The organism is Paraburkholderia hayleyella (assembly GCF_009455685.1).
Classification (GTDB): domain Bacteria; phylum Pseudomonadota; class Gammaproteobacteria; order Burkholderiales; family Burkholderiaceae; genus Paraburkholderia; species Paraburkholderia hayleyella.
The window spans coordinates 636,144-652,485 of the sequence record NZ_QPES01000002.1 but is presented as its reverse complement, the minus strand read 5'-3'; the positions used below and the strand labels follow the sequence as shown (position 1 = coordinate 652,485).

Below are 16,342 nucleotides of genomic sequence, written 5' to 3'. Positions count from 1 at the left end.
GTCAGGACAGAAAGCGCGCGGAATGGGGCGCATGGTCCCGCGTGCGCGGCATCGTCCGGGGGGGGGGTGATGCGATGCGGGCTGTGGCGGTTGAGGAAATCGAAATGGCGACAGCGCCGCCATTTCGATTTCCTTATTTCCTTTAAATCCAATGCCGTCGGTACGGTTTTAGACGGGTTGTGCGTAACGTTCCCAGGTTCGACGGTTGTAACCGGGACCTTATATTTTTGTTTTAACTTTGCGTTTGATTCATCGCGCAACGGCGCTTAAGCAAGCGGCGCTTGGGGGCGCCGGAAGGTCCCGTCAATAATCGTGATGACCGGGCCGCCGATCCAGATTTTCGGGCTGTTTTTTTCATAACGGACCGACACATTGCCGTTGCGGCCCAGCAGGGTTCCCTGGCGCACGGTGTAGTGCGTGCCCGGGGCCTTGCCCATGGCGGCGAGCAGCCCAGCGACGGCAGCGTTGGCGCTGCCCGTGACAGGGTCTTCCAGCAGGCCGCCCTGGCCTCCGTGCTCGCCGGTCAGCAGGCAGCGCATTTCAAAGGTGGCCGGGCCATCGGCCTCATGGGGCCCATACAGCGCGATGCCATGGGCGTGGACCCGCCGGGTCAGGCGGGCAATTTCGAGGCGTTCGGGTTGAACCTCAAGGCAGGCCTGGGCCGAATTCATGCGGATAACCAGCCATGACGCGCCATTATTGACGGCGCATGGCATGGCGCTGAAATCGACCTGATCGCTATTCAGCGCGAGGGCCAGCGCGTCGTATTCGGTGGGAGACAGCGGTGTGACATCGGCCTCGGACACGCTAAAGGCCCAATCGCCGTTGCTTTGCGACTCCAGTTCGATCAGCCCGGCGCCGCATTGCTGCACGAGCCTGCCTGGGCGCTTGGGCTGATAGCCGCTTTCGAGCAGCGCGTGCGCCGCGCCTAGTGTGGGATGGCCCGCGAACGGCAGTTCAGTGACGGGGGTGAAAATACGCGCACGGTAGTCGGCTTCGGGATCCGTCGCCCTGGAAAGAAAGACGGTTTCGGACAGATTGGTCCAACTGGCGATTGCCTGCATTTGGACGGATGTCATGCCGTCGGCTTCGAACACGACCGCGAGCGGGTTGCCTTTGAATGGCGTCGAGGTGAATACATCGACCTGTTTAAAACGGACGTTTTTAAATTCTGGCATCGTTGATTGAAGAGTCTGGGACACATCGGTTGGAAACGGTGGCCAGACAGCGGGCCACCGGGACAAATCAGCGCTGCTTAGTAGCACTCGGCAATCTGCGGGTGCCAGACGTAACGTTATTTGACTTCCGCGATCATTTCAATCTCCACGCACGCGCCGAGCGGAATTTGCGCCACGCCGAACGCCGAGCGCGCGTGCTGGCCGCGTTCACCGAAAACTTCCGCGATGAGTTCGGACGCGCCGTTGGTGACCAGATGCTGCTCGGTGAACTCGGGCGTGGAATTGACGAGGCTCATCAGCTTGACGATACGTGTGACGTGGTTCAGGTCGCCGACATGGTTGTGCAGCGTGGCGAGCAAATCGATGGCGACGGCGCGGGCGGCGGCCTTGCCTTCTTCCGTGCCCAGCGTCGCGCCGAGCTTGCCTGTCCAGACTGCCCCGCTGCGTTTGGCGATGTGCCCTGACAGATAAACCGTCTTGCCGCTTTGGGCGCTCATCACGTAGGCAGCAGCGGGCGCGCCGGCGCTGGGCAGTTCGATGCCGAGCTGTTCCAGGCGGTCGTAGATGTTCAGTGTGGTTTCAGACATGAGAGAGTCCTTATCGGTGGGTAAATGAGGATGACAGATCAATAGAGGGTTGCACAGTTGTTCCAGCTCATGGCCGGCATCACAGACGCGCGCGAATCAGCGCGGCCAGGCGGGCTATGCCTTCGTCTATTTTGGCGGGCGGCACCGTGACGAAGGACAGCCGCAACGTGCTGGCTTGCGCTTCGCTGGCGTAAAACGGCCCGCCTGGCACGAAGGCGACATTGTGCGCGATGGCTTCTTCCAGCAAGGCCATGCTATCCATCCCGGCAGGCAGCGAGGCCCAGATGAACATGCCGCCTTGCGGCCGGTTCCAGCTCACGCCCTCCGGCATGTGGCGCTCAAGCGCGGCCAGCATGGCTGCGCATTGATCGCGGTAGAGCGCGCGAATGGTCGGCACATGGGTTTCGAGAAAGCCATCCTTGATGACTTCATGCACGATGCGCTGGGTGAAGCTGGGCGTATGCAGATCGGTGGCCTGTTTGGCCTGCACCAGTTTGAACTGCAAAGCCTCGGGCGCAATGATGTAGCCGATGCGCAAGCCCGGCGCGAGCACCTTGGAGAATGAGCCCAGATGCACGATGTGCTCCGGTGCCAGCGACAGCATCGTAGGCAGCGGCTCGCCTGCGTAATCGAGGGCGCCGTAAGGATCGTCTTCGACAATGGGGAAGGCTGCGTGTTGCGCCAGTTCGGCCAGCGCTTCGCGGCGCGCGAGCGGCAGGCGGCGGCCCGTTGGATTCTGAAAGTTAGGCTGGGTGTAGAGCAGGCGCGCAGCAGCGGTGAGTTCCGGTGTGAGCGCCGAAGCGATCAGGCCGTCGTCATCGGTGGGGACCTGGACATAACGCGGTTCGAACATCGAAAACGATTGCAGCGCGCCGAGATACGTCGGGGTTTCGACCAGCACAGGGCTGCCCGGACAAATCAGCACCTTGCCTAGCAAGTCGAGTGCCTGTTGCGAGCCGGTCGTAATCAGCACCTGGCTGGGGCGAATCCGCGCGCCGTTCGTCGAATAGCGCTGGGCAATCCATTCACGCAGCGGCAGATAGCCTTCGGTGGCGCTGTATTGCAAGGCGGCAGCGGCGTCCTCGCGCAAGATGCGCTCGGCGGCGGCGCGCATTGGCTCCACCGGAAACGTAGCGGGCGCAGGCAGCCCGCCCGCAAACGAGATGACCTCAGGCCGCTCGGTAATTTTCAGGATTTCGCGGATCGCCGAACTGGTGAGCTTGCGTGCGCGTTCGGACAACTGCCACGGCAGCGTTGAGGGCGTTTCAGATTGAGTCATGGTCGTTTCAGCTTTTGCGGGAATAGAAATCGGGATCGGGATCGGAATCAGGATCGGAGTTGGGATCGGCTCATGGGGCCATGCCGCAATCGCAGAAGGGTGGCGCGGTGTGTCGCCGCGCCTGCCGTGCAGGCCGAAAGAGCCGCATTATCGCGCGACTTGGGCATTGCGCTGTGGCAGGCTCCGATGCCGCATCACGGGGTACGAACCGGTTTGGCTGCAGCCCGGGATGCCGCCGCGGAAGGGGCTGTGGGCGCCGTGCGCACGCTGGCCTTGCGGCCCAGCACGACGGTGACGATGACCGCCGCGGCGAAAAGCCAGGTGATGGGGGCCACGGTTTCGCCGAAAAAGAGCGCGGAAAACGCCATCGTGAAGAAAATCTGCAACAGTTGCACCTGACCCACGCGAGCAATGCCACCCATCGCCAGCCCCGCATACCAGGCGAAAAAACCGAGGAACTGCGAAAACAGCGTGACATAGCCGAACGCCAGCCAGGTTTTCAGCGCCACGGGTTGCGTCTGCTGCAGATATTGCTGCCAGCCGAGCCAGGCCACCGGTAGCAGCAGGAAGGGCGCCGACACCACCAGGGCCCAGCAGATCACCTGCCAGCCACCCATCTGCCGTGCCAGCCGCGCGCCTTCGGCGTAACCGAGCGCGCCGATACCCACCGCGACCAGCATCAGCAGATCGCCCGCCTGGAGCGCGCCGCCGCCTGCCTGCAAGGCGAAGCCCACGACGATGGCGCTACCCGCGATCGCGCTGAGCCAGAAAGCTTTCGAGGGCCGCTCATGGGCCAGCCAGGCGGCATACAGCGCGACGCACAAGGGCTGCAAGCCGTTGACCACGGCCCCGTGCGATGCCGGCACGGTTTTCATGGCCCAGGCGGAAAACACCGGAAATGCGACGATCACGCCCAGCGAGACCACCGCGAGGCTCTTCATTTGCACCCAGGTGGGCCAGCGCTCGCGGCGCCAGGCGAGCAGCGCCGCCGCCGGGAGCGCGGCGGCAAGTGCCCGGCCCAGGCCGTTGAGCAAGGGATGGAATTCCATCACGACGATACGGGTCATGGGCAGCGTCAGGCTAAAAATCACGACGCCTAGCAGGCCAAGCAGCATGCCTTGAGATTCACGCGAATTGATCGGATTCATCGGATTCATTGAAAAAATCTCCCGTTTGCGAGGGGGGAATAAAGGCGGAGGGAGACGGAGCGCAGTTGCCCAGTGCCGCCGATGTCAACCTGATATCAACCTGACATCGGCCGGTCTCAATGTAGCGTCTGGCACCAGCACAGTAACGGTACAATCCACCCGATAATTCTCGGTACAGTTGGAGCACCCATGCCGCCTGATCCGCTTGACCTGATCCCCGCGCCTCACGGCGCTTCGCCGCTGACGCTGGTCGAACAGTTGGTGCAATGGGCTTGCCGCCGGATCGAAGAACGCGTTTTTCGCCCTGGCATGCGCATGCCGTCGATCCGTACGCTGGCGCGGGATAAAGGCGTGTCGCGCTTCACCGTGGTGGAAGCGTATGAGCGGCTGGTGGCCCAGGGTTATCTGGATTCGCGGCGGGGCTCCGGTTTTTACGTGCGCGAGCGGCTGGCCGCACCGGTGCCCGGTGAGCGCCATGCGGTAGCGCCCGGCATTGCCGCACCGCCCCCGATCGATGTCGTCTGGCTGCTGCGCAATATGTTGCAAACCTCGACGCGGCCTGAAAAAGGCCCAGGGTTGGGTTATCTCCCCAGCCGCTGGCTGGACGGCGAGCTAATGACTCGCGCGCTGCGCACGCTAGGGCGGCAAAGCAGCGCGCAACTGTTGGGCTTTGGCACGCCACAAGGTTTTCTGCCCCTGCGCCAGCAATTGCAGACCCGGCTTGAGGAGCGCGAGATCGGCGCTGCCCCGGAGCAGATCGTGCTGGTCTCCGGCATCACTCAGGCCATCGATCTGATTGCCCGTCTTTATGTCCAGCCGGGCGATGCCGTGATCGTGGGCGATCCGGCGTGGTTCCAGATGTTCGGGCGCTTCGCGGCACAAGGCGCGCGCCTGATTGGCATGCCCTATACGCCCGAGGGGCCCGATCTGGATGCGCTGGAGCCCCTGTTGCAGGCCTGGCGGCCACGCATGCTCGTGATCAACTCGGTGCTGCACAATCCCACGGGCACCTCGCTGAGCGCCGCCCAGGCGTTCCGCCTCCTGCAACTGGCCGAGACTTACGATTTCATCGTCGTCGAAGACGATATCTATGGCGATCTCTGCCCGCCCGGTTATCCCGCTACCCGTTTAGCGAGTCTCGACCAGTTACGGCGGGTGATTTACCTTGGCAGTTTCTCCAAGACCCTCGCGGCTAATTTGCGCGTGGGTTTTCTCGCCGGTTCGCTACCCGTGGCCCGGGCCATGACTGACCAGAAGATGCTGGTTGGCATGACCAGCCCCGAGCTGAACGAACGCGTGCTGTACCAGATCCTCACCGAAGGCCACTACCGGCGTCATGTCGAACGCTTGCGGGCACGGCTCGACGGCGTGCGTGACAAGGCCGCGCGGATGCTGGAGAAAACCGGTTTCAAGCTGTTTCTGACACCCGGCGCAGGCATGTTCGTCTGGGTCGATACCGGGGTGGACTCCGACGCGCTGGCCGCGAGCGCACACGAAGCGGGCTTTTTGCTCACGCCAGGCAGCCTTTTCTCGCCGCAGCAGTCGCCCACCACGCGCATGCGCTTTAACGTCGCCAATTGCGGGGATCCAGGGCTGCCGGTCTTTCTCAACCAGTACCTCGAGCGCGCGCTCCGGCGTGCCTCCTGAGGCTCGGCCGGGTTACGGCCGGGTTACGGCCGGGTCACGGCCTGGTTACGGCCTGAATAGGCCTCTTGAAAAAGCACGGTTTGCTCCCATGTCGGAGTGCACGTTTTGGCGCGGGTTTGCCGTTTTGCGACAAAAACCGCGCCCGCATTGATCCATCAGCGTCAGTCTGCAATCCAACCGTACTAGAGAGGAAGTTTGGGCATGGCACAAGAAACCATGAATTTTCAGGCAGAAGTGAAACAGCTTTTGAACCTGATGATCCATTCGCTATACAGCAACAAGGAAATTTTCCTGCGTGAGCTGATTTCCAACGCGTCGGATGCCGCCGACAAGCTGCGTTTCGAAGCCATCGAAAACAACGCGCTTTACGAAAACGATCCGAACTTGCGGATTCGCGTGTCCTACGACAAGGCGGCCCGCACCATCACGCTCGACGACAACGGCATCGGCATGAGCCGCGACGAGGCCATTGCCAACCTGGGCACGATTGCCCGTTCCGGCACGAAAGAGTTCTTCGGCAAGCTCTCGGGCGACCAGCAAAAAGACGCCGCGTTGATCGGCCAGTTTGGCGTGGGTTTTTATTCAGGCTTTATCGTGGCCGACCGCATCACGGTGGAAACCCGCCGCGCCGGGCTGCCCGCGAGCGAAGGCGTGCGCTGGGAAAGCACGGGCGAGGGCGATTTCGCCGTGGAGACCATCGAGCGCGCGGCACGCGGCACCACGATCACGCTGCATCTGCGTGCCGACGAAGACGAACTGCTGTCGTCGCATCGTCTGCGCGCGATCATTCAGAAGTATTCGGATCACGTCGCGCTGCCGATCCTCATGAAAAAGGAAGAATGGGACGCTGAAAAAGGCGAGATGGTGACGCGTGACGAAGACGAAACCGTCAACCAGGCCAGCGCGCTGTGGACCCGCTCAAAGAACGAGATCACGGATGAGCAGTATCAGCAGTTTTACCAGCACCTCGCGCATGACCATCAAAATCCGCTGACGTGGACGCATAACCGCGTCGAAGGCCGCAGCGAATACACCCAGTTGCTCTACGTTCCCGCTCATGCGCCCTTCGATCTATGGAACCGCGATCACCGCGGCGGCCTGAAACTGTATGTGAAGCGCGTGTTCATCATGGACGAAGCCGAGCAGTTGCTGCCGGGCTATTTGCGTTTCGTGAAGGGCGTGGTCGATTCAAGCGATCTGCCGCTCAACGTCTCGCGCGAAATCCTGCAGGAAAGCCGCGATGTCCGGGCCATCCGCGAAGGCGTGACGAAACGCGTGCTGTCGATGCTCGAAGAGCTGGCCGGCAAGGCCCCGGTCGCGGCTACGGCGGCGGACGGGGATACGGCGCAGGCCGACGGTAAGGCGGACGCGCCGTACCCGTTATTCTGGAACGAGTTCGGCCAGGTGCTGAAAGAAGGCATCGGTGAAGATACGGCCAACCGCGAGCGCATTGCCAAACTGCTGCGCTTTGCCTCGACCCACCAGGATTCGCCGGAACAGAACGTGGCGCTAGCCGATTACGTCGCGCGCATGAAGCCTGAGCAAAGCAAGATTTATTACGTCACCGCTGACACCTGGCAGGCCGCGACACATAGCCCGCACCTCGAAGTGTTCCGCAAGAAAGGCGTGGAAGTGCTGTTGCTGACGGATCGTGTCGATGAATGGATGCTGTCGTTTTTCACCGAGTTCGACGGCAAACCGCTACAGAGCGTAGCGCGTGGCGATCTGGATCTGGGCGCGCTCAACGACGAAGAAAAAGCCGAGCAGGAAAAGGTCGGTGAGACCCTCAAGCCCCTGGTCGAGAAGATGAAAGAAGCGCTCAAGGGCAAGGCCAAGGACGTGCGTCTGACGTTTCGCCTGACTGACTCGCCTTCGTGCCTGATCGCGGACGACGGCGACATGAGCGGCTACCTGCAGCGCATGCTGAAGGCGGCGGGCCAGCAGGCGCCCGCGATGCAGCCGATCCTCGAGATCAACCCCGAACATGCGCTGGTGAAGGGTTTGCAAATCGATGGGGCGCAGTTTGATGACTGGTGTCATCTGCTGTTCGATCAGGCGATGCTGGCGGAGGGCGGCGCGCTGGAAGATCCGGCGAGTTTCGTGCGGCGCACGAATGCGCTCTTGCTGACGCGCGGCGTGTAAATCCGCGCGGCATGCCCGATTCGGTGTGCAAAAACGGTGACAACCTGAGTGAAGTGCGGTTCAGGTGTCACCGTTTTTTATTGGCGGTGCAAGGTAGGGTGAGACGTAACGGGAGCTGTCTGCCAGCTGTCTGCCGTGAGGCGGCCATTTATAGGATGGCATTCGCACACATGCCCGTATTCTGTGCGCGTTCAAATTTTTTTGAAAATTTACCGCTCCGCCACCCGCGCGACCTCTCATTTTATTGATCCCGCTATGTCACAGTCCGTGTTAGAAGAAGCCCAGCCAGAAATCCCATCAGACCAAGCCGTTACAGTTCCGCTGGCCGATCCGGTTTTCCACCTCTGGTTACTCCTCAAAACGCAAGGATTCAAGGCCGCCCGGGCCTATGCCGTGTCGCTCCCGATTACCGAAGAAGCGCTCCAGCTCCTGGCGGACCTGAACGCGAGCGCGACTTACTTCGAGGAGGCTTATCAACTGGCATCGCTGACGCAAAGTGACATGCAGCCCGGCGCGCGTTACGCCCGTCTCGCGCTGTTTGCCGATGGGCTAGGCGATACCGCCCACGCGAGCGAGTACAGCAGCAAAGCGGTACAGGGACAAACATTTGAAGAAGTCATCGCGTGGATTGTGCGTCTTGGTGATGAATGCGAGGCGCATGGTGCGGCAGCTCATTTGCTGCGAGCACTCGAGGCGGCGGCCCCGGATGATGCACGCAGGCCATGGTGGCTCTCACAGACGCTCGCCAGGATGTCGCCGCAAGACGAGCTGATCGAGGCCGAGCACGATGCGGCACTGGTGCGCGCCTATGCGCTTGATCCGGCGGTGCATCCCGCGCTGCCGTTGCAACTGGCGCTGGTCTATCGCCGTCAGCATGACTGGGAGGCGATGGCGCACCTGTGCCGCGACGTGCTGTCCCGAGAGCCCGGCAATACCGAAATCTCATGGCAGCTCAGCTATGCGCAATGGCAAAGCGGTGACGCCAAGGCCGCCGAGGAGACCATGTGCGATGCCTGGCTGCTCGCACCGGAGAACGGCGCGGCGCTGGCGGCAATGGGTGGCTATGAGATCGAGCAAGGGCTGTATAAAGAAGCCGAAGTCAAGCTGGAGATGGCACTCACACGGCGCCCGGGTGACACTCAAATTGCAGTCGACCTGGCCGAACTCTCCTTGCGGCGCGGCGACTGGCCCATAGGCTGGATGCTTTACGAAGAGCGCCTGTCTAGCAAGGGCCGCGAAGACACCAACGCGGTCATGCTGATGTCAAGCCGCTATCCGCGCTGGACGAATGAACCGCTCGCGGGCCGGATCCTTGTGGTCTACAGCGAGCAAGGCAGCGGCGACGATATCCAGATGGTGCGGTTTGTCCCGCGGCTTGCAGACAGGGTTCGGGCTGAAGGTGGGCGGCTGGTGCTGGCGTGCCGCCGTCCGCTGAAGGAATTGTTCCAGCGTTTTTACGCAGATTGCGTGGCGCTGGAAGAGGGCTTGCCAGGCCGTCCTGATTACAGCTTGCCCATGATGAGTTTGCCCTTCGTGCTGAAGCTGGAGCCAGACGATGTCCAGGGTCAGCCCTATCTGGAGGCGGATGCGGGCCGTTCGATCGTTTGGCGCAATCTGATCCAGGCGCAAGAGGTGGATCCGAAGGCATTGCGTATTGGCCTCGTCTGGTCTGGTAACGCGACGCATCGGCGCAATTTGCAGCGTTCGATTCCGCTGGATCAGCTTGAGCAACTGCTCCAGATGCCAGGCGTGGTGTTTTATGCCCTGGTGCCGGGGCAGGAAAAGGACGTCGCGGCGCTACAGCAAAAGGGCTATCCGGTCCGCGATCTGACCTCGTATTACCGCAACGGTTTTGACGACGTGGCCGCTCATCTGAATGCGCTTGATCTTCTGGTGACGATAGATAGCGCGCCATTGCACTTGGGGGGGGCGCTCGGTTACCCGGTGTTCGCGTTGCTCGATTATGTCTCGCACTGGTGCTGGGAGGGGGAGGCGAATTGGTACGACTCGGTTGAGCTGTTGCGGCAGCCCGCGCCGGGCATCTGGGAGCCGCTTGTTCACGATGTCAAAACCCAGGTGGAGGGCATCGTCGCTCGGCGTTATGCGGGAGGGGTGCAGGAATAGGGCCAGCGATAGGGCCAGCGATAGGGCCAGCGATAGGGCCAGCGATAGGGCCAGCGATAGGGCTCGCGGCGTTGTGCATGACGCCGGTTGTGGTTCGAGCGAATGGAATGGATTGAATCAATGATTGAAGCGGCGGGGTTTTTTGCGTCATGACGAGGCAAAAACCCCGCCGTTTTGTTATGGCTTGCCGTGATGAGTCGCCTCGGTCAGGCCGCTCCGGTTGGCTTATCCGTTGCCCCCTGGATTGCGCATTGGGGTGGGCCCTATAATGCCGCCCATGCCGATCCGCTTCGATGCCGCCGACGCCCACTGGCGCGTTGCGCTTTTACCTGGTTTCACGCCCGCACAGAAAGACTGGCTGACGCGCGAGGGGTCGCTGACCGCTCATCTGCGCACGCTGGGTGCGGTCAGCGTGCGGGTGACTCATGAGGCCGTCGCCCAAGCCTGGGCTGACGAATCCGCCTCGCTCGCCGTGGCTGAACGCGCGCCGGTCTGGTCGCGCGAAGTGGTGCTGGCGGTGGCGGGGGTGCCCTATGTCGCGGCGCACAGCGTGGTGCCGCTGGCCGCGAGCCGGGGCATCTGGCAAGCCATCCGGCGCTTGCGCACGCGTCCCCTGGCGGAACTGCTGTATAGCGATAGCAGCGTGCTGCGTTCGCCGCTGGTCAGCCGCCGCATCTCCGCGCGGCATCCGCTTTATGACCTCGCGGCGCATGCGCTCGACGGTGCCTGCCCGCATGCGCTGGTGGCGCGGCGTTCGGTTTTCGAGCGCCATGGCGCACCGCTGATGGTGACCGAGTGTTTTTTGCCCGCACTCTGGGCGCATCTGGCGCAGTGGGGAAATCGGCCATATCGGCCACATCAGCTGCATCAGCCACAGCCCTCTTCAGACATGCCAGCCATGGAGCAAGACAGGACGTCATGACATTCAAGCGTTGCTTCTCTCCGGTTGTTGACTCGAACACGAAGGTGCTTGTGCTGGGCAGCCTGCCCGGAGAGGTCTCGCTGGCGCACAACCAGTACTACGCCCACCGGCAAAACCGGTTCTGGCACCTGGTCGGCGAGGTGATTGGCGAGAACCTGAGCGGCATGGAATACACCGAACGCTTGCGCACGTTGCTGCAATATCGCATCGGCTTATGGGATGTCGTGGCCGAGGCGCGGCGCGCGGGCAGTCTCGATAGCAATCTGCGCGATCTGGCGAGCAATGACCTCAGCGCGCTAGTGGCAACGCTGCCCCATCTCGTGGCGATTGCGTTCAACGGCAACACGGCGGCGAAGATTGGCGAACGCGCGCTCGGCGCGCGGATCAGCCAGTATCGAATTCTCAAACTGCCATCGAGCAGCCCCGCATATGCGGCGCTGCCGTATGCGGCCAAGCTGGCGGCGTGGCGCGCCTTGCACGATTGTCTCGCGTGAATCAGCCATGAATCAGTCATGAATCAGCCGTCAATTTGCGGCACGGTAAAGGCCCCTTTGAGCGATTTGAGCTCGGCACGGTGTATCCCGGCGAGACGGGCGAGCAGCTGCTCGCCTGCGGGTTGCAGATGAACCTCGATCTGGCGGCGATCCAGCTCACTGATCTTTCTGCGCACGAGGCCGAGCGCCTCGCTGCGAGACACTAGTGCGACAACGCTGTGATGCCGCGCCTGGAGCCGTTGCGCCAGTTCACCAACCGTGGCCCAGTCGCGCCCGGGATAACCCCTGATATGCAAAAGCAGCAGATATTGCAGCGGCGTAATGCCTTCGCCCTGGGCGGCCTGTTCAGAGAAGCGCTCGAAACGCCGCATCTGATAGCGAAACTCGGAGAGCTGCTCGAAGTCCGCCTTGTTCAAGCTGCGCGAACGCGTTTTCATGGGAACTCCATCGAATCCGGGTGGCCATGCGCCATGGCGCTAGGCTATGCGTTGTTGCTGGGCCGCGCGCTGGCGATACAGGCCCGCGATGAGATCGGCTTGCGTGATCATTCCGGCTAGCCGCTTGTCCGCGTCCAGAACCGGAATATGGTGGTGCCCGTAGTTGGCGAACACCGGGACTAATTCGACGATCGGGGTGGTGCTGTCGACTGTCTGAACGACGACGGTCATCAGCGTGCCGATCTGGGGGGCGGTGGCGGCGCGGCGCTTGAACCAGCGCTGGAACCCGCGCCGCATGGACGGCGGCTGCTCTGACGCGGCGCCTGGAATATGCGCATTGATGAGATCGGCGCGCGTCACGATGCCGATGACATGCTGCTTCTCGTCGGTGACGGGGAGCGCCTTGATATGGCGCTGTTGCAGCAGCTCCCATGCCGTTGTCGCGCGGGTTGTCGCCGAAACCGAGACCAGCGTGCGCGACATGATGTCCGCGCAAGTCAGCTCGCTGAACGTGCGGGCATAGGCCTGCAATTGGACATCGCGCAGAAGGGCTTCCAGATCGCCAGGATCGATATCGAGCAGTTCGCCGCGCTGCTTGAGCACCGCTTCGAGGTCCGCGCGCGTGAAGCCGTCATGGGGCCTCACCGTTCCAGCCGTGGTTGCCGTGGTCGCGGGGCCTGGGCTCGAGGCTTGAGGAGCCGCGTGCGGATAGCGATGCCCAGTCACGGCGTGATAGACGAGCGCTGCGCACAGCAGCAACGCTGACTGGAGTGCGATCGGCGTAGCGACAAAGTGATAGCCGAGCGCGTGAATCTCGGGCCCTCCCAGAACTGCGGTCAGGGCGACCGCGCCCGATGGCGGATGAACACAGCGCAGGGCAAACATCGCGCCGACCGCCAGGGCGACGGCCAGCGCTGCTGCGAGGATGGGGGTAGCGATCCAGCTCGCACAGGCGACGCCCGCCGTGGCCGCGATGAGATTGCCGCCGATGATGGACCACGGCTGCGCCAGTGGGCTGGCGGGAACGGCGAATAGCAGCACGGCCGAAGCGCCCATGGGCGCGACGAGAAGTGGAATATGGGCGGCAGGCCCGAGCAACAGATGCATCATCGTACCGGTGAAGGCGATGCCAAATAAAGCGCCGAGGCAGGATCTCAGGCGCTCGGGCCAGCCCACGGTGAGGGGGCTGGGCACAAAGCGGGAGAGCCAGCGGACAAGAGCGGAACGGAACACGGTCGGAATAAAAAAGCAGGGGGCAAGAGACAGGGAGGGAGAAAGGCGCAACGAAACAGCAAGCAGGACGCTATCAGGTGAACCAGGCGAGCCTGGTGCTGGCTGTAACTGTAACTGTAACGAAGCGTCAAGGACTCAACGGCAAAACCGCGCGAAATTATATCGCATCGTGATATAAACCTGCGCTGTGCCAACGGCATGGCCGTGACATAGCCCAGCGAATGCTATCCTCTCGTTCGATTAAAAAATGGCGTCTTTGACGCGACCTCTTCACATGACGAAACTGATCCGGCGCGCCAGCGCCGAGGCACGCGCTCTTGGCGGCCGTACGGCCAAGGCCCAGGATGCGCAACGACGCTCCTCCCGCAGCAAAACCCGCGCGCAGCATGACGATGATTTTGCCGATGCGCCTCCTCCTGTGACCCCTTCGGCAAAATCGCGTTTTGCTCCCGTGACGTTTTCTGAAACGGCGGGCGTGCGCTATCTGCATTTCGGCACGGAATGGGTGCAAGGCGCGATGCGGCTGAAAAAGCCCGACCACATCGAACTCGAATACGTGCAGCAGATGATGGCCTGGCTGCTGTTTCTTGAAACGCCTGCGCGCATCGTGCAACTGGGGCTGGGCGCGGCGGCGTTGACCAAATTCACGCACCGCTATTTAAAACGGGCGAGCGTCGATGCGATTGAGCTGAATCCGGCGGTGGTCGTGGCCGCGCGCACGATGTTCGGGCTGCCCGCCGACGATGCCCGTCTGACGGTGCACGAAACCGATGCATGGAATTTTGTGACTGATCGCGCGAATCACGGTACGACGGGTGCATTGCAAGTCGATGTCTACGACGCCAAAGCGCGCGGCCCGGTGTTAAATAGCGTGGCGTTTTATCGCGCCGCACGGGCTTGCCTCGGCAGCGCGGGTGTGATGACGGTGAACCTGTTTGGCGACCATCCCGATTTCGTGCGCAACATGAAGCGCCTGAAAGAAGCCTTCGACGGCCGTGTCATCGCTTTGCCTGAAGTGCACGACGGCAACCGCGTGGCGCTGGCGTTTTCCGGCCCGGCGCTGGAGGTGCCCTTTGCCGCGCTGCAAGCGCGGGCAAAACTGATCGAAGACACCCTGGGCTTACCGGCACGCAAATGGCTCAAAGGCCTGCGTGAAGCGTCGGGACAAAGCGGGCCCACGTTTTCGATTTAAACGAAGGAACGAAGGGCGTTGCAGATGCCAGACGCCTGGGGGCTAGACACCGCCTCGTGCCCATTCGCGTCCTGCTTTTTTCGGATCTCTCCGTATGGCTTCGCCCGATTCTGGCCCTGAACGTGATCGTGCCTCTGCCTCTGCTGCCGATGCCGCGGCACAGCCTGCGCCTCGTGCTGCAGAGGAGGCGGTAAGCAGCCGTCTGGCTCCACGTCTCAAGCGTTTCATGCGCCTGAGCGGGCGGCCCGGTCAGTTCGTGCCACTCAGGCGGCTCTGGCGCAGCCTCGCTTCGCCGTTTTACCGTTACCGCTACGCCCGGCTGATCCACAGTACGCGTGTGGGTCTCGCCATGCTCGTGTCGATTCTGGCGACGACGGGCATTGATGTGCCGCATGGCATCTGGGCTTCGGTGACCTTGCTGGTGGTGATCGGTGGCCTGCAGCACCACGGCAATATCCGCAAGAAAGCCGCGGAACGGGCCGTGGGCACGCTGCTGGGCGCGGGGTTTGGGCTCGTGCTGATCGTGCAGCAAAACCTGCTGGGCTCGCTGCCGCTGACCTATGTCTTGATGTCGATCGTGGCTGCCATCTGTTCCTGGTATGCGATAGGCAAAGCGGGCTATATCGCGCTCCTGACCGCGATTACGATGTGCATCGTCGCGGGCCATGGCGATAACCTGATCGGTACGGGCCTGTGGCGCACGCTGAATGTGCTGATCGGAATCGTGATTGCGCTGGCGTTTTCGTTTGCCCTGCCGCTTCATGCCACGTATTCGTGGCGTTATCTGCTAGCCGACAACCTGCGCGACTGCGCCAGGCTCTACGCGTATTTGCTGGATGACACGCCGCTGTCCAGCGAGGCGAAGCTCAAGATTTTTTTGCGTTTGAATACCCGCCTGGTGCAACTGCGCTCGTTGCTGCCTTCGGTGGCCAAGGAGATTCATGTAGCGCAAGCGCAGCTTGAAGAGATTCAGCGCCTGCACCGGTCGGCGCTCAGCGCGCTCGAAATGATTGCGATGGGCACGTTTTTACAGCAAGACGCGGTGCGCCTGGCGTTTGCCAGCCAGTGCGGCGACGAGGTGCGTGCCGTGCGTGGCACGCTGCTGGCAATGGCCCGCGCCTTGCGCTTTACGGCGGCCAAGCCGCTCGAGATGCCGCCGGCACGTCTTGCTGCGAGCATCGCGCCGGGGCTGGCCGTGCACCTGGCGCCTGAGTTGCAAGGCCCGTATTGGCTGGGACAGCGTCTGGCGGAACAGGTCGAGCGGCTGCGTGCGCTGCTGCTCGAGACGGGGCCCAACTGGCATATCGAGCAACGTGTGAGGCGCCTGCCGGCGCAGTCCGGCCTGGGCCGCTAAATATCAGCCGCGCCAGACGTATCCGGTGGCCGCTTACTGTGTCGACGTGGTGGGCACGAACACCATCCAGTGAATCCCGAACTGGTCGACCACCATGCCGAAACCTTCGGTAGCGGGCGTGGTGGTCCAGGGGGTGACGACGCGGCCTTTTTTGCTTAAGGCGTTGAAGTAACGCTTGCCTGTCGCCACGTCATCGGCAATCAGGTTCAGGCTGAAATTGATTTCGGCGTTGATGGGCTGGTCGGAATCCGCTTGCGTCGAATCAGATGCAATCAGCACCGAATCGCCAATCTTCATGCAGGCGTAAACAATCTTGTTTTCGCAGCCGGGGGGCGGCATGGGAAAGCCTGCGGGCGGCTCCGGCATGTCCTTGAAATAAACCTTGACCTGAATTTCAGCGTCCAGTTGTTTCGCATAAAACTCGAGTGCTTCCTCGCAACGGCCACGAAAATAGGCGCATGGCTGGACTTGCATGGTGAATCTCCCAAAAGATCACGACGTGGGTCACGGTGCGTGCCTGATGGGCAACCAACACCAAAAGCCTGAATTGTAAATAGGTGTTTTGGGAGCCTGTCAAAAAAAAGAAGGGCATGCTTTGACGAAGA

At 62.0% G+C, this 16,342-nt stretch carries 14 protein-coding genes; 7 read left to right on the top strand and 7 right to left on the bottom strand.

Translation table 11 applies throughout. From position 1 onward, the window contains the following. Window positions 1-266 precede the first annotated feature (266 nt). The 4 genes from GH657_RS17215 to GH657_RS17200 all read right to left on the bottom strand — a co-directional run bounded on the left by GH657_RS17215 (window position 267) and on the right by GH657_RS17200 (window position 4,183). Complete coding sequence (locus GH657_RS17215; RefSeq protein ID WP_153102230.1) at window positions 267-1,178, bottom strand: PhzF family phenazine biosynthesis protein; 912 nt, start codon at window positions 1,176-1,178, stop codon at window positions 267-269. A 116-nt stretch (window positions 1,179-1,294) separates the two neighbouring features. Next, on the bottom strand, window positions 1,295-1,765 hold the full coding sequence (locus GH657_RS17210; RefSeq protein ID WP_153102229.1) for a RidA family protein: 471 nt from the start codon (window positions 1,763-1,765) through the stop codon (window positions 1,295-1,297). A 79-nt stretch (window positions 1,766-1,844) separates the two neighbouring features. Then, a complete protein-coding gene (locus GH657_RS17205) occupies window positions 1,845-3,044 on the bottom strand; it encodes an aminotransferase-like domain-containing protein (protein ID WP_153102228.1) in 1,200 nt (399 codons plus the stop codon). A 194-nt stretch (window positions 3,045-3,238) separates the two neighbouring features. After that, window positions 3,239-4,183 carry a DMT family transporter gene (locus GH657_RS17200; protein ID WP_153102441.1) on the bottom strand — a complete coding sequence of 315 codons (945 nt, stop codon included), beginning with the start codon at window positions 4,181-4,183 and terminating at the stop codon, window positions 3,239-3,241. A gap of 198 nt (window positions 4,184-4,381) precedes the next feature. Between GH657_RS17200 and GH657_RS17195 the strand changes: the two genes are divergently transcribed. From GH657_RS17195 to GH657_RS17175, 5 genes are all read left to right on the top strand, one after another. After that, the gene (locus tag GH657_RS17195; protein ID WP_153102227.1) at window positions 4,382-5,839 is read left to right on the top strand and encodes an aminotransferase-like domain-containing protein; all 1,458 of its coding nucleotides are present in this window, start codon (window positions 4,382-4,384) and stop codon (window positions 5,837-5,839) included. 201 nt (window positions 5,840-6,040) lie between these two features. Further along, window positions 6,041-7,981 (top strand): molecular chaperone HtpG, encoded by a 1,941-nt coding sequence (gene htpG, locus GH657_RS17190; RefSeq protein WP_153102226.1) that lies wholly within the window; start codon window positions 6,041-6,043, stop codon window positions 7,979-7,981. A 255-nt stretch (window positions 7,982-8,236) separates the two neighbouring features. Beyond that, entirely contained in the window at window positions 8,237-10,105 is a 1,869-nt protein-coding gene (locus tag GH657_RS17185; protein WP_153102225.1) for a tetratricopeptide repeat-containing glycosyltransferase family protein, read from the top strand. Window positions 10,106-10,382: 277 nt separating this feature from the next. After that, window positions 10,383-11,027 (top strand): chorismate--pyruvate lyase family protein, encoded by a 645-nt coding sequence (locus tag GH657_RS17180; protein WP_153102439.1) that lies wholly within the window; start codon window positions 10,383-10,385, stop codon window positions 11,025-11,027. Beyond that, the gene (locus GH657_RS17175; protein ID WP_153102224.1) at window positions 11,024-11,521 is read left to right on the top strand and encodes a DNA-deoxyinosine glycosylase; all 498 of its coding nucleotides are present in this window, start codon (window positions 11,024-11,026) and stop codon (window positions 11,519-11,521) included. The genes GH657_RS17180 and GH657_RS17175 overlap by 4 nt, the downstream gene beginning before the upstream one ends. Window positions 11,522-11,544: 23 nt before the next feature. Here GH657_RS17175 and GH657_RS17170 read toward each other — a convergent pair whose 3' ends face one another. Both GH657_RS17170 and GH657_RS17165 read right to left on the bottom strand, forming a co-directional pair. After that, entirely contained in the window at window positions 11,545-11,958 is a 414-nt protein-coding gene (locus GH657_RS17170; protein ID WP_153102223.1) for a MarR family winged helix-turn-helix transcriptional regulator, read from the bottom strand. A gap of 39 nt (window positions 11,959-11,997) precedes the next feature. Further along, complete coding sequence (locus GH657_RS17165) at window positions 11,998-13,191, bottom strand: HPP family protein (protein WP_153102222.1); 1,194 nt, start codon at window positions 13,189-13,191, stop codon at window positions 11,998-12,000. Window positions 13,192-13,465: 274 nt separating this feature from the next. On the opposite strand from GH657_RS17165, the gene GH657_RS17160 reads away from it, so the two are divergent. Both GH657_RS17160 and GH657_RS17155 read left to right on the top strand, forming a co-directional pair. Continuing rightward, entirely contained in the window at window positions 13,466-14,383 is a 918-nt protein-coding gene (locus GH657_RS17160) for a class I SAM-dependent methyltransferase (protein ID WP_153102221.1), read from the top strand. A gap of 226 nt (window positions 14,384-14,609) precedes the next feature. Continuing rightward, complete coding sequence (locus GH657_RS17155; protein ID WP_153102437.1) at window positions 14,610-15,737, top strand: FUSC family protein; 1,128 nt, start codon at window positions 14,610-14,612, stop codon at window positions 15,735-15,737. 33 nt (window positions 15,738-15,770) lie between these two features. Here GH657_RS17155 and GH657_RS17150 read toward each other — a convergent pair whose 3' ends face one another. Continuing rightward, window positions 15,771-16,211 (bottom strand): VOC family protein, encoded by a 441-nt coding sequence (locus GH657_RS17150; protein WP_153102220.1) that lies wholly within the window; start codon window positions 16,209-16,211, stop codon window positions 15,771-15,773. Window positions 16,212-16,342: the final 131 nt, after the last annotated feature.

Bases quoted from the DNA above. Each gene is read 5' to 3' on its own strand.
- GH657_RS17215 (WP_153102230.1), bottom strand. From the start codon at position 1,178: ATGCCAGAATTTAAAAACGTCCGTTTTAAACAGGTCGATGTATTCACC.
- GH657_RS17210 (WP_153102229.1), bottom strand. From the start codon at position 1,765: ATGTCTGAAACCACACTGAACATCTACGACCGCCTGGAACAGCTCGGC.
- GH657_RS17205 (WP_153102228.1), bottom strand. From the start codon at position 3,044: ATGACTCAATCTGAAACGCCCTCAACGCTGCCGTGGCAGTTGTCCGAA.
- GH657_RS17195 (WP_153102227.1), top strand. From the start codon at position 4,382: ATGCCGCCTGATCCGCTTGACCTGATCCCCGCGCCTCACGGCGCTTCG.
- htpG (WP_153102226.1), top strand. From the start codon at position 6,041: ATGGCACAAGAAACCATGAATTTTCAGGCAGAAGTGAAACAGCTTTTG.
- GH657_RS17185 (WP_153102225.1), top strand. From the start codon at position 8,237: ATGTCACAGTCCGTGTTAGAAGAAGCCCAGCCAGAAATCCCATCAGAC.
- GH657_RS17180 (WP_153102439.1), top strand. From the start codon at position 10,383: ATGCCGATCCGCTTCGATGCCGCCGACGCCCACTGGCGCGTTGCGCTT.
- GH657_RS17175 (WP_153102224.1), top strand. From the start codon at position 11,024: ATGACATTCAAGCGTTGCTTCTCTCCGGTTGTTGACTCGAACACGAAG.
- GH657_RS17170 (WP_153102223.1), bottom strand. From the start codon at position 11,958: ATGAAAACGCGTTCGCGCAGCTTGAACAAGGCGGACTTCGAGCAGCTC.
- GH657_RS17160 (WP_153102221.1), top strand. From the start codon at position 13,466: ATGACGAAACTGATCCGGCGCGCCAGCGCCGAGGCACGCGCTCTTGGC.
- GH657_RS17155 (WP_153102437.1), top strand. From the start codon at position 14,610: ATGCGCCTGAGCGGGCGGCCCGGTCAGTTCGTGCCACTCAGGCGGCTC.
- GH657_RS17150 (WP_153102220.1), bottom strand. From the start codon at position 16,211: ATGCAAGTCCAGCCATGCGCCTATTTTCGTGGCCGTTGCGAGGAAGCA.